The following is a 10,819-nucleotide window of genomic DNA, read 5'->3' on the forward strand; positions in this document are numbered from 1 at the left end:
GGTTCGAGTCCGGCTAGTCGGAGATCAGGCCCTCGCGCAGCTGCGCCAGGGTCCGGGTCAGCAGCCGGGAGACGTGCATCTGGGAGATGCCGACCTCCTCGCCGATCTGGGACTGGGTCATGTTGGCGAAGAAGCGCAGCATGATGATGCGGCGCTCACGGGGCGGGAGCTTGGCCAGCAGGGGCTTCAGCGACTCGCGGTACTCCACGCCCTCCAGGGCCGTGTCCTCGTAGCCGAGGCGGTCGGCCAGGGAGCCCTCGCCGCCGTCGTCCTCCGGGGCCGGTGAGTCCAGCGAGGAGGCCGTGTAGGCGTTGCCGACCGCGAGGCCGTCGACGACGTCCTCCTCGGACACGCCCAGCACCGCGGCGAGTTCGGCGACCGTCGGAGAACGGTCCAGCTTCTGGGAGAGCTCGTCGCTGGCCTTGGTGAGGGCCAGGCGCAGCTCCTGGAGGCGGCGCGGGACGCGCACCGACCACGAGGTGTCGCGGAAGAAGCGCTTGATCTCGCCCACGACCGTCGGCATGGCGAACGTCGGGAACTCCACGCCCCGTTCGCAGTCGAAGCGGTCGATCGCCTTGATCAGGCCGATGGTGCCGACCTGGACGATGTCCTCCATCGGTTCGTTGCGCGAGCGGAAGCGGGCCGCCGCGTAGCGCACGAGGGGGAGGTTGAGCTCGATGAGGGTGTCCCGGACGTACATGCGCTCGGGGCTGTCCTCGGCGAGGGTGGCCAGTCGCAGGAACAGGGAGCGGGACAGGGTGCGGGTGTCGATGGCCCCTGTGGTCGTGGGAACCGGAGCCGGAGCGGCCTCGGGGGCCGTGACGTCGTCGAGCACGTCGAGCACTGCGGGCTCGACGGGCGCGCTGGGCGCGGACTCGCTCTTTGTGAGCATGAGCACCTTCGAGCTGCCCTGATCTGCGGACATGCCACCCCCTTTGGGTCGCGGGACGGTCGCGGCGAACATTCCCGCTTGAGGAACGTCAGCCTTCACCTGAATACCGGAGCCGAAGCCCCGGCAAACGCGCTTCCGGCAGAATGTCACATGTCGGCAACACGCTGTAGTGACATGTCGACATGTGAGTGACGAATCGGCCCTGGAAAGAGGGGGTCTGACGGCATTTCAGCGCAGATCCGCAGGGAAAAGACCGGATGAGCGATTCGCTCTCCGAGGTGACGACTCGCTCACGCTTCCGAGCCCTGATCGAGTGACGTGTCGGCCGGGTCCCGCGTCACGCCTCGATGCGGTTCGCCGAACGGAGCCGCTGGAAGCTACGCGCGAGTAGCCGGGACACGTGCATCTGGGAGACGCCGAGCTCCGCGCTGATCTGCGACTGGGTGAGGTTGCTGTAGTAGCGCAGGAGGAGGATGCGCTGCTCGCGCTCGGGGAGCTGGACCAGGAGGTGGCGCACGAGGTCGCGGTGCTCCACGCCGTCCAGCGCGGGGTCCTCGTAGCCGAGGCGGTCCAGCAGGCCCGGCAGGCCGTCGCCCTCCTGGGCCGCCTCCAGCGACGTGGCGTGGTACGAGCGGCCCGCCTCGATGCAGGAGAGCACCTCGTCCTCGCCGATGCGCAGCCGCTCGGCGATCTCGGCCGTCGTCGGCGTGCGGCCGAAGGCCGTCGTCAGGTCCTCGGTCGCGCTGTTGACCTGCACCCACAACTCGTGCAGCCGGCGCGGTACGTGGACCGTGCGGACGTTGTCGCGGAAGTACCGCTTGATCTCCCCGATGACCGTCGGCATGGCGAACGTCGGGAACTGCACGCCCCGGTCCGGGTCGAAGCGGTCGATGGCGTTGATCAGCCCGATGGTGCCGACCTGGACGACGTCCTCCATCGGTTCGTTGCGGGAGCGGAAGCGGGCGGCCGCGTAGCGCACGAGCGGGAGGTTGGCCTCGATGAGCGCCCCGCGCACCCGGTTGTGCTCCGGCGTGCCCGGCTGGAGCTCCTTGAGCTCGCCGAAGAGCAGCTGGGTCAGTGCCCGGGTGTCGGCGCCCCGACGCCGCTCGGGCGGCTGGACGGGCTCCGTGAGGATCTCCGTGGGGGCTTCCGGGACGGCTTCCAGGGCAGGCGCGGGGGCGGGTGCCGGGGGTGCCTCTTGCTGAGGCGGCGCAGTACTGGCCGACACGGTCAACGCCACCTCTTCGTCAGGTCAACATCGGTCAACTCATCCGTCAAAAGCGGTCATAGCATCACAAGACATGTGCACTGTGTGCAAGCACCCCATAACGCCGTGTTGAGGGTGAAGTGCGGCCGATCGCCCTGGTTCCGGACGTGCGAAAGCCCCCCGCTGTTCCGACGGAGGGCTCCGTACTGCCGGCACGAACCGCCGGGAGGGCGGTTCAGAACTCGTAGTCGGCGACCACCCAGGTGGCGAACTCGCGCCACAGGGCGACGCCCTCCTGGTGGGCCGGATGCTCGATGTACCGCTTCAGGGCGTCCGCGTCCTCGACCGCCGAGTTGATCGCGAAGTCGTAGGCGATGGGCCGGTCGCTGATGTTCCAGCCCAGCTCCCAGAAGCGCAGCTCCTCGATCCGGCCGCCGAGGGCCCGGAAGGCCGCTTCGCCCCGCACCACCCGGGGGTCGTCGCGCCCGACACCTTCGTCGAGCTTGAAAAGGACCAGGTGGCGGATCATGGGCACTCCCCGGGTGAGCTACTAATCGGCCCCGTCCGCGAGCCAGGTGAAGAAGTCGCCGACGGCTTTGGCGGCGTCCGATATGCCCTGGAAGCCTATCTGGACGTAGTCCGCCGCCTTCGCCGGGTCCGTGATGATCACGTAGAGCACGAAGACCACGAGTACGTAGACGGCGATCTTCTTGGCGTTCACCGCCACCTGGCCTCCCCTGTACGAGCCCACCCGGGCCCTGTTGACGGCGGCGAGTGTAACCGTAAGTGCGATTTACACACCGCTTTTGAACGTCCACGGCGCGTTCGTGAACCGTTCGGGGGTCCTCGTCCGATGAGGGGGTGAACGCCGGTGCGTGCCGGGCGGAGTGGAAGTGAAGGCAAGGGGAGAAACATGCTGGGTCTGCTGGAACCGCTGGCCATGGCCCCGATGGTGCTCGTGACGGTGCTGTGCCTGGGGGCGCTGCTCGACTGTGTCCGCACCCCCGCCGAGCGCGTCCGGCACGTGCCCAAGGCGCTCTGGCTGTTCTTCATGCTCGGCGCCCCGATCGTCGGCGGCCTCGCCTGGATCTACCTGGGCAAGGGCCCCGAGCCGCGTGAAGACCGCGGAACACGACGAAGGGCCCGGCTCGTCGAGCCGGACCCTTCGTCCACCAGCGGTAGCGGAGGGATTTGAACCCTCGGTGACTTGCGCCACACTCGCTTTCGAGGCGAGCTCCTTCGGCCGCTCGGACACGCTACCGAGGGAGACCTTACAGCAAGGCGAGCCCCGGTTTGAAATCGGTATTCGGGGGTGGATCACCGGTCGCGGAAGAACTCCGTGAGGAGTCCCGCGCACTCGTCGGCGAGGACGCCTTCGACGACCTCGGGGCGGTGGTTGAGCCGTCGGTCGCGGACCACGTCCCACAGGGAGCCGGCCGCGCCCGCCTTGTCGTCGCGGGCGCCGTAGACGACCCGGTCCACCCGGGACTGCACGAGTGCGCCCGCGCACATCGTGCACGGTTCGAGGGTCACGACGAGCGTGCAGCCGGACAGCCGCCACTCGCCCAGCGCGGTGGCCGCCCGCCGGACGGCGAGCACCTCCGCGTGGGCTGTCGGATCGCCGCCCGCCTCACGTTCGTTGTGGCCCCTGGCGAGGACCGTCGTACCGTCCGGAGCCAGCACGACGGCGCCGACCGGGACGTCTCCGCCCCGGGCGGCCAGGCGTGCCTCGTCCAGGGCGAGCCGCATCGCGACCCGCCAGCGGTCGCGTACGGGATCAGGCGCCGTCCCCGGTCCGGTCAGCGGACGGTCTCCAGGACCTCCGAGGCGCCGAGGGCGTCGGCGATCTCGGTGACCGCGTCCGAGGACAGCGACCTCAGTTCCTTCTCGCCGATGCCGAGGTCGTCGAGGATGCCGGCGTCGCCGACCGGGCCGTGCGGCACGGCCTCGGCCGAGCTGCCGTTCACGACGGCGACGGCACCCGCGTCCACGGTGTCGTCGGCGTCATCGGCCTCGTCCTCGTTCTCACCGTCCTCGGTGCCGTCGAGGTCGAGGGCGTCCAGGTCGTCGTCGTCACCCGGATCTCTTCCGAGCAGTTCGTCGGTGAGCAGGATCTCGCCGTACGAGCTGCGGGCGGCGGCGGCGGCGTCGGAGACGAAGATGCGGGGGTCTTCCTCGCCGTCGATGCGGACGACCCCGAACCAGGAGTCCTCCTGCTCGATCAGCACGATCACCGTGTCGTCGTCGGGAGAGGCCTCCCGGGCCAGGTCGGCCAGATCCGACAGGGTTTCCACATCGTCGAGCTCTGTGTCGCTCGCTTCCCACCCGTCTTCGGTGCGCGCGAGCAGTGCGGCGAAGTACACCGTGACTCTCCCACTGGTCTTAGGCGTGCCGGTTGGGGGTCCCCCCGGCGGAGGTTGCGGGCGGAGAGAGCTGAGGCTCCGAGCCCCACCCACTCGGAATCGTGGCAGAAACAAGGCGCCCAGGGGACGTCTTCGGCTCCCTGTGTCCGGTGGTTTTGATCGCATGCCCGCGCGTACGCCCATGAGCACGTACGCGCGATGTCCGTGAGTGACTCGCCGGCGCTCTCGTTGCCGCCACGAGCGGATCGTACGCGGCTTTCCCGTGCGCCCACGCACGCCCACGCACGCCCGCTCCACGCGGCACCCGTGACGGTGGCGATCTTCCCCATATGCCCCAAGACCCCTGCGGCCGTGGCTACCAGCGGAAGGTGCGCATGCGCATCGCGTGGCGCAGCCGGGCGGTCTTGGCGCGGCGCGGCTGGACCCGGTCGCGCAGTTCGCGGGCCTCGGCCAGCTCGCGAAGGAACCGGGCGCGGCGCCGGCGCCGTTCGGCGTCGGTCTCGTCCGGCCGCGCCTTTCGCGGCGAGTCGTTGTCGGGCAGGTTGGGCAGCTCAGGCATCAGCACACCACTCCGGGTACCCCGGTCCGTCTCCTTACCTTGCTCCCACTTTCCCTCCGACGGGGGGTTTGACGCCAGCCATCGGCCCAACCCGAGGGCAAGTCGAGGGGGAGGGGTTCACTGTGAGTGGGGGCGCCGGGCGGGTTCGGCCCGGTTACTGTTGTGGACATGCGTCTCCACGTCGTCGACCACCCTCTGGTCGCTCACAAACTCACCACGCTGCGCGACCAGCGCACGGACTCCGCGACCTTCCGCCGGCTGGCCGACGAACTGGTCACCCTGCTCGCCTACGAGGCCACGCGTGACGTGCGTACCGAGCAGGTCGACATCAAGACGCCGGTCTCCCCGACCACCGGCGTGAAGCTCTCGTACCCGCGCCCCCTGGTCGTGCCGATCCTGCGCGCGGGCCTCGGCATGCTGGACGGCATGGTCCGGCTGCTGCCGACGGCCGAGGTGGGCTTCCTCGGCATGATCCGCAACGAGGAGACGCTCGAGGCGTCCACGTACGCCACGCGCATGCCGGAAAACCTTCTCGGCCGTCAGGTGTACGTCCTGGACCCGATGCTGGCCACCGGCGGCACGCTGGTCGCCGCCATCCGCGAGCTGATCCGGCGGGGCGCCGACGACGTGACGGCCGTGGTGCTGCTCGCGGCCCCGGAGGGCGTGGAGCTCATGGAGCGCGAGCTCGCGGGCACCCCGGTCACCGTCGTCACGGCGGCGGTCGACGACCACCTCAACGAGCACGGCTACATCGTCCCGGGCCTGGGCGACGCGGGCGACCGGCTGTACGGCGCGGCCGAATAGGGCGAGCGGTCCGCCCCGCCCGCGCGGTCGACCAGACCGTGCGGGCCGTGCGGGCCGTGACGCCCACGGTCCTCGGGCAGTGCCCGGGCGGGCCGTGAAGCGGCCTCAGCAGCCCTTTTTCGTGGTGGCCGTCGGCTGTGGCGCGGCCAGGGCGGTCAGTGCCTTGACCGAGGCCGCCGGGCTGGTCAGCGCCTTGAACTGGTTGCCGATGATCAGGTCGACGGTCGTGCCCGCACGGGCGGCGTCGGTGCGGCGTTCGGCGGTGGTGAGCTGGGTGGCGAGTACCGGCAGCGAGGTGTTCAGCGAGGACGCGGGGCCGAGCAGTATCCCGGTCCCGGTGACCTTCTTGTCGTACTGCTTGGTGGCGTTGCCCACCTCGCCGATCCGGAAGCCGCGCTTCTTCAGCTCGTCCGCGGTGGTCTTGGCGAGGCCGCTGCGGGTGGTGGCGTTGAAGACGTTCACGGTGATCTGCGCGGGCTTGGGCGCCGCGCCCGCCACGGCTGCCGACGCGGCGGCCGGGGAAGCCGCGGGGCTCGCCTTGGTCGCCTTCGTCGAGCAGCCGGTTCCGGCGGCCGTGGCCGTCCCTCCGCCGCCCGTGAAGACGTCGATGAGCTGAAGGGTGCCCCAGCCGGCCACGCCCAGCACGGCGCCGCAGGCGACGACCACGACGACCAGTCGGCCGCGTCGTCGGTGGGGGCGCATGCGGGGGTATTTGTCCCCCGTGATCCGGTACTTGCCGCCCATGCCGGGGGGAGTCAGCATGCTCATGGGCGCAGCGTAGTGCGCCCGGGCGGCCGTGACGAATAAACGATCATCCGACACCGTTCGAGGTGCGGGAAAGCACCCGAAAGGGTCAACGGGGAAGGGTCGGCCGGGGCGGGAACGGCGTCGGGCGGAGGGTCAGTCCAGCTCGAGCACGCGCGCGTGCAGCACCTGTCGCTGCTGGAGTGCCGCCCGCACGGCGCGGTGCAGCCCGTCCTCCAGGTACAGGTCGCCCTGCCACTTCACGACATGCGCGAAGAGGTCGCCGTAGAACGTGGAGTCCTCCGCGAGCAGGGTTTCCAGGTCGAGCTGCTGCTTGGTGGTCACCAGCTGATCGAGGCGGACCGGGCGCGGCGCGACGTCCGCCCACTGCCGGGTGCTTTCCCGGCCGTGGTCGGGGTACGGCCGGCCGTTTCCGATGCGCTTGAAGATCACACGGAAAGCCTACCGGTCCAGACGTTCCGGGCGCAGCCATGGAGACGGAGTGCGACGCTGGAAAAGACGTGATGAACGGGGGTAAAACGGAACGAGGGTCTGCCGATGAGTGGGTCGACGAGCGCCGCTGACATCGCCGCCGGGTACGCCTTCACCGGGCCCGCCCTCGACCTCGGCGCACTGGTGTGGGACGGGAAGTGCCGTCCCGAGGCCCCCGTCCGCGTCCCCCTTCCCATGCTGAACAGGCACGGTCTGGTCGCGGGCGCCACCGGCACCGGTAAGACCAAGACGCTCCAGCTGATCGCCGAGCAGCTCTCGGCGCAGGGCGTGCCGGTCTTCCTCGCCGACGTCAAGGGAGATCTGTCCGGCGTCTCGGCGCCGGGAGCGGCGAACGACCGGGTGCGGGGGCGGGCGGCCGAAGTCGGCCAGAAATGGACGGCGACCGGCTTCCCGGCCGAGTTCTACGCCCTCGGCGGCCTCGGGCACGGCATCCCGCTGCGGGCCACGATCACCAGCTTCGGCCCGGTGCTCCTCGCCAAGGTGCTCCAGCTCAACCACACCCAGGAACAGTCCCTCGGCCTGATCTTCCACTACGCCGACCAGAAGGGTCTGGAGCTTCTCGACCTCAAGGATCTGCGGTCGGTCGTCGCCTTCCTCACCTCGGACGAGGGCAGGCCGGAGCTGAAGGGCATCGGCGGGTTGTCGACGGCCACGGCCGGGGTGATCCTGCGCTCGCTGACCGCCTTCGAGGCCCAGGGCATGGCGAGCTTCTTCGGTGAGCCGGAGTTCGACACGGCCGAGTTCCTGCGTACGGCCGCCGACGGCCGCGGTGTCGTCTCGGTCCTGGAGCTGCCCGCCGTCCAGGAGAAGCCGCAGCTCTTCTCGACCTTCCTGATGTGGCTGCTGGCCGACCTCTTCCACGACCTGCCCGAGGTCGGCGACGCCGACCGGCCCAAGCTCGTCTTCTTCTTCGACGAGGCGCACCTGCTCTTCCACGACGCTTCGAAGGCGTTCCTCGACTCCATCACGCAGACCGTCCGGCTGATTCGCTCGAAGGGGGTCGGCGTGTTCTTCGTCACGCAGACCCCGAAGGACGTACCCCGCGACGTCCTCGCCCAGCTCGGCAACCGGGTCCAGCACGCGCTGCGGGCCTTCACACCGGACGACCAGAAGGCCCTGAAGGCCACGGTGAAGACGTTCCCGAACTCCCCCTACGACCTGGAGGAACTGCTCACCGGGCTCGGTACCGGCGAGGCCGTCGTCACGGTCCTCGGCGAGAAAGGCGCCCCGACGCCGGTGGCCGCGACCCGGCTGCGCGCCCCCGAGTCCCTGATGGGGCCGGTCGACGCCGCCGTCCTCGACCGGGCGGCGCGCGAATCTCCGCTCCACGAGCGATATGCACAGGCTGTGGACAGAGAATCCGCGTTCGAGAAGCTGGCGGCCCGGCCCGCCGGGCGACCGGAGCCGCGGGGGCCGCAGGAGCAGCCGGAGAGTTCCCGGACGCGGGAGTCCGGGCCGAAGCGGTCCGGGGAGGACCGGTCCGTCGTCGAGCAGGTCGTCGGCAGCGGCATGTTCACGTCCCTGGCGCGGTCCGTCGGCACGCAGATCGGCCGGGAGATCACCCGCTCGCTCTTCGGTACGGCCCGGCGGAGGCGGTAGTCCGCCTCCGCCGACCGGTCAGCGGTCCCGGTGTTCCGGGGCCTGCCGCGGTTTCGCTTCCTTCACCTGCGGTTTCGGTGTGCTGCGGGCGGCTTCGGCGCGCAGCAGGGCGCGCAGAATCGCGTACGGGTCCGTGGGCATGACTCTTTCCCTCGCTTGTTCCTCGCGTGAGCGTGATCGCCGGGCGGCTGATCGTCGGCGGGCCTGGGAACGGCGTCCGTCAGCAGCGCAGGACCACGGTGCGCAGGACGTGCAGGGTGTATGACGGCCGGTGCGGCGCCGGGCGCGGCCGGTCCGCGGGGACTTCGGGCGCGGGGGCAGGGAGGGGCGCGGGGCGCCGCAGGGCGACGGGGCGGTGGGCGCAGGGTGCCGGTCGCAGCGCCGTGTCGAGGACGTCGTACTCGGCGAGCTCGGCGGCGGCGACGGGTGCCGCCGGGACGTCGGCGGCCACGCCCGGCACCAGCAGGACGAGCAGCAGCACGAGCGTCCGCAGCCAGGTGCGGCTGCGGGGGAGGCGTGCTGCGGGGCTCATGAGAGGTCATCTCCCCGCGACACGCCCTGGATTCAGCATGCCGGGGGCCGGATCCGCCCGTTCGGCGGACAGCCGGCTCCCACGGCGTACGGGCCGGGGCCGGGCGGCGGTGGGCCGTCGGTCGGGCGGGCCACCCGACCCGCGTCGCTACTTCCTCGCGGCCCCGTCCGCCCTGTCGCCCTTACCGGCCTTGTCCGCCTTTTCCGCCTTCGCCGCCGCCTTCATCTCCTGTTTGTGCGCCCGGACCTTCGTCAGCGACTCCGGGCCGGTGATGTCGGCGACGGACCGGAAGGACTTCGGTTCGCCGTAGGCGCCGGCCGCCTCGCGCCAGCCCGTGGGCCGCACACCGAGCTGCTTGCCCAGCAGGGCGAGGAAGATCTGCGCCTTCTGCCTGCCGAATCCCGGCAGTTCCTGGAGCCGCCCGAGCAGTTCGCCGCCGCTGCCCACCTCCTTCCAGACGGCACCGGCGTCCCCGTCGTAGTGGTCGACGAGGTACTGGCAGAGCTGCTGGACGCGCTTGGCCATGGACCCGGGGTAGCGGTGCACGGCCGGCTTCTCGGCGAGCAGTGCGGCGAAGGCCTCCGGGTCCTGGGCGGCGATGTCGTGCGCGTCCAGGTCGTCGGCGCCGAGCCGGTCGGCGATCGTCCGGGGTCCCTTGAACGCCCACTCCATCGGAACCTGCTGGTCCAGCAGCATCCCGACCAGCGCGGCGAGCGGGGACCGCCCGAGGAGCTCGTCGGCCTCGGGGTCCTGGGAGAGGTGAAGGGTGACGTCCATGCGTCGATGATCCCGCCTGGGCCGTCAGCTCGCGCGCCAGTACCCCAGCGCGTGCAGCCGTTCCCTGGGGACGCCCAGCTCCTTGCGTACGTAGGCCGACAGCGTCCTGGTGGTGCGGGTGTCGCAGGCGATCCAGACGTACGGGTCGGGGGTGGCCGTCAGCAGCGCGGGCAGTTCGGCCTTGACCCGCTCGACGAGACGGCCGCCCGCGTCCACCCGGGGCACGTGGCGTATCTCGTGGCGTGCGGGGTCGGTCCGGAAGGGAAGTCCGTCCGGGCCGTCGGGCGGGCCCTCGAACCAGACGGTCGCCGGGGCGGCGCCGAGCGTCCCCTCGCCCTCGCCGAGCAGGGAGTTGATGGCGGGCAGGGAGGCCGGGTCGCCGATCACGAGGACGTGCGACGGGGCCGGGGCGGGCGTCTCGAAGCCGGTGCCCTGGACGGTCGCCTCGATGGTCGCGCCGGGCCCGGCCGCCCGCGCCCAGTCGCTGGCCGCGCCCTCGTGCAGCGCGAACTCCAGGGCGAAGGTGCCGGCCGCCGGGTCGGGATCGACCAGGGTGTAGGCGCGCTGGTGCGGCCGCCCCGCGTTCTCGAACCAGAGCCGGATCCAGATCGTCGGGTGGACGCCGGTGGCGGCGAGCAGCCCGCCGTCCGTGAGGCGCAGCCGGCGGTACTCGCCGGTGACCTCCTCCACGCCCGTGACCGTGAGCGTGAAGTCCTTCGCACGCATCAATCTGAGGACCGTGCCCTCCCAGCCCCGCCCCTGCGCCATGGCCCGTTCACCCCTCGCGTACGATTTCGGCACAACCTACTTAGGCAAGCCTAACCTAAAG

Annotated in this window: 16 protein-coding genes and 1 tRNA gene; 3 read left to right on the forward strand and 14 right to left on the reverse strand. The window is 70.8% G+C overall.

From position 1 onward, the window contains the following. Positions 1 to 13: 13 nt before the first annotated feature. The 4 genes from OG440_RS19140 to OG440_RS19155 form a co-directional block, all read right to left on the reverse strand. Complete coding sequence (locus OG440_RS19140; RefSeq protein ID WP_406008031.1) at positions 14 to 925, reverse strand: RNA polymerase sigma factor SigF; 912 nt, start codon at positions 923 to 925, stop codon at positions 14 to 16. Positions 926 to 1,229: 304 nt separating this feature from the next. Further along, a complete protein-coding gene (locus OG440_RS19145; protein WP_406008032.1) occupies positions 1,230 to 2,126 on the reverse strand; it encodes an RNA polymerase sigma factor SigF in 897 nt (298 codons plus the stop codon). 208 nt (positions 2,127 to 2,334) lie between these two features. Next, positions 2,335 to 2,628, reverse strand: a complete 294-nt coding sequence (locus tag OG440_RS19150; RefSeq protein WP_406008033.1) for a Dabb family protein — start codon at positions 2,626 to 2,628, stop codon at positions 2,335 to 2,337. A gap of 21 nt (positions 2,629 to 2,649) precedes the next feature. Continuing rightward, complete coding sequence (locus tag OG440_RS19155) at positions 2,650 to 2,826, reverse strand: hypothetical protein (protein ID WP_406008034.1); 177 nt, start codon at positions 2,824 to 2,826, stop codon at positions 2,650 to 2,652. A 186-nt stretch (positions 2,827 to 3,012) separates the two neighbouring features. Here OG440_RS19155 and OG440_RS19160 point away from each other — a divergent pair, with 186 nt between their 5' ends. After that, complete coding sequence (locus OG440_RS19160) at positions 3,013 to 3,294, forward strand: PLD nuclease N-terminal domain-containing protein (protein WP_406008035.1); 282 nt, start codon at positions 3,013 to 3,015, stop codon at positions 3,292 to 3,294. Here OG440_RS19160 and OG440_RS19165 read toward each other — a convergent pair. From OG440_RS19165 to OG440_RS19180, 4 genes are all read right to left on the reverse strand, one after another. Next, positions 3,276 to 3,360 (reverse strand) — tRNA-Ser (locus tag OG440_RS19165). The two genes, OG440_RS19160 and OG440_RS19165, sit on opposite strands and share 19 nt — an antisense overlap. Before the next feature lie 56 nt (positions 3,361 to 3,416). After that, the gene (gene tadA, locus OG440_RS19170) at positions 3,417 to 3,848 is read right to left on the reverse strand and encodes a tRNA adenosine(34) deaminase TadA (protein ID WP_406008036.1); all 432 of its coding nucleotides are present in this window, start codon (positions 3,846 to 3,848) and stop codon (positions 3,417 to 3,419) included. A 50-nt stretch (positions 3,849 to 3,898) separates the two neighbouring features. Then, entirely contained in the window at positions 3,899 to 4,462 is a 564-nt protein-coding gene (locus OG440_RS19175; protein ID WP_406008037.1) for a hypothetical protein, read from the reverse strand. Between the two features lie 355 nt (positions 4,463 to 4,817). Further along, complete coding sequence (locus OG440_RS19180; RefSeq protein ID WP_082412854.1) at positions 4,818 to 5,021, reverse strand: hypothetical protein; 204 nt, start codon at positions 5,019 to 5,021, stop codon at positions 4,818 to 4,820. 168 nt (positions 5,022 to 5,189) lie between these two features. Between OG440_RS19180 and upp the strand changes: the two genes are divergently transcribed. Then, positions 5,190 to 5,825, forward strand: coding sequence for a uracil phosphoribosyltransferase (upp, locus tag OG440_RS19185; RefSeq protein WP_351761628.1), 636 nt, complete (start codon positions 5,190 to 5,192; stop codon positions 5,823 to 5,825). Between the two features lie 105 nt (positions 5,826 to 5,930). Here upp and OG440_RS19190 read toward each other — a convergent pair whose 3' ends face one another. Together OG440_RS19190 and OG440_RS19195 are read right to left on the reverse strand one after the other, a co-directional pair. After that, positions 5,931 to 6,593, reverse strand: coding sequence for a LytR C-terminal domain-containing protein (locus OG440_RS19190; protein WP_406008038.1), 663 nt, complete (start codon positions 6,591 to 6,593; stop codon positions 5,931 to 5,933). Between the two features lie 132 nt (positions 6,594 to 6,725). Further along, positions 6,726 to 7,022: a type II toxin-antitoxin system VapB family antitoxin gene (locus tag OG440_RS19195; protein ID WP_004943146.1), complete on the reverse strand. Its 297-nt coding sequence runs from the start codon at positions 7,020 to 7,022 to the stop codon at positions 6,726 to 6,728. 105 nt (positions 7,023 to 7,127) lie between these two features. Between OG440_RS19195 and OG440_RS19200 the strand changes: the two genes are divergently transcribed. Next, positions 7,128 to 8,681, forward strand: coding sequence for a helicase HerA-like domain-containing protein (locus OG440_RS19200; RefSeq protein WP_406008039.1), 1,554 nt, complete (start codon positions 7,128 to 7,130; stop codon positions 8,679 to 8,681). 18 nt (positions 8,682 to 8,699) lie between these two features. On the opposite strand, the gene OG440_RS19205 is transcribed toward OG440_RS19200, so the two are convergent. The 4 genes from OG440_RS19205 to OG440_RS19220 form a co-directional block, all read right to left on the reverse strand. Further along, positions 8,700 to 8,822: a hypothetical protein gene (locus OG440_RS19205; RefSeq protein ID WP_406008040.1), complete on the reverse strand. Its 123-nt coding sequence runs from the start codon at positions 8,820 to 8,822 to the stop codon at positions 8,700 to 8,702. 79 nt (positions 8,823 to 8,901) lie between these two features. Further along, positions 8,902 to 9,213 (reverse strand): hypothetical protein, encoded by a 312-nt coding sequence (locus tag OG440_RS19210; RefSeq protein WP_406008041.1) that lies wholly within the window; start codon positions 9,211 to 9,213, stop codon positions 8,902 to 8,904. Positions 9,214 to 9,360: 147 nt separating this feature from the next. Then, entirely contained in the window at positions 9,361 to 9,990 is a 630-nt protein-coding gene (locus OG440_RS19215; RefSeq protein WP_406008042.1) for an HhH-GPD-type base excision DNA repair protein, read from the reverse strand. A 24-nt stretch (positions 9,991 to 10,014) separates the two neighbouring features. Then, a complete protein-coding gene (locus tag OG440_RS19220) occupies positions 10,015 to 10,758 on the reverse strand; it encodes a siderophore-interacting protein (RefSeq protein ID WP_406008043.1) in 744 nt (247 codons plus the stop codon). Positions 10,759 to 10,819: the final 61 nt, after the last annotated feature.

Source organism: Streptomyces sp. NBC_00637 (assembly GCF_045161545.1).
GTDB lineage: Bacteria > Actinomycetota > Actinomycetes > Streptomycetales > Streptomycetaceae > Streptomyces.

Bases quoted from the DNA above. Each gene is read 5' to 3' on its own strand.
- OG440_RS19140 (WP_406008031.1), bottom strand. From the start codon at position 925: ATGTCCGCAGATCAGGGCAGCTCGAAGGTGCTCATGCTCACAAAGAGC.
- OG440_RS19150 (WP_406008033.1), bottom strand. From the start codon at position 2,628: ATGATCCGCCACCTGGTCCTTTTCAAGCTCGACGAAGGTGTCGGGCGC.
- OG440_RS19160 (WP_406008035.1), top strand. From the start codon at position 3,013: ATGCTGGGTCTGCTGGAACCGCTGGCCATGGCCCCGATGGTGCTCGTG.
- tadA (WP_406008036.1), bottom strand. From the start codon at position 3,848: ATGCGGCTCGCCCTGGACGAGGCACGCCTGGCCGCCCGGGGCGGAGAC.
- OG440_RS19180 (WP_082412854.1), bottom strand. From the start codon at position 5,021: ATGCCTGAGCTGCCCAACCTGCCCGACAACGACTCGCCGCGAAAGGCG.
- upp (WP_351761628.1), top strand. From the start codon at position 5,190: ATGCGTCTCCACGTCGTCGACCACCCTCTGGTCGCTCACAAACTCACC.
- OG440_RS19190 (WP_406008038.1), bottom strand. From the start codon at position 6,593: ATGAGCATGCTGACTCCCCCCGGCATGGGCGGCAAGTACCGGATCACG.
- OG440_RS19200 (WP_406008039.1), top strand. From the start codon at position 7,128: ATGAGTGGGTCGACGAGCGCCGCTGACATCGCCGCCGGGTACGCCTTC.
- OG440_RS19205 (WP_406008040.1), bottom strand. From the start codon at position 8,822: ATGCCCACGGACCCGTACGCGATTCTGCGCGCCCTGCTGCGCGCCGAA.
- OG440_RS19210 (WP_406008041.1), bottom strand. From the start codon at position 9,213: ATGAGCCCCGCAGCACGCCTCCCCCGCAGCCGCACCTGGCTGCGGACG.
- OG440_RS19215 (WP_406008042.1), bottom strand. From the start codon at position 9,990: ATGGACGTCACCCTTCACCTCTCCCAGGACCCCGAGGCCGACGAGCTC.
- OG440_RS19220 (WP_406008043.1), bottom strand. From the start codon at position 10,758: ATGGCGCAGGGGCGGGGCTGGGAGGGCACGGTCCTCAGATTGATGCGT.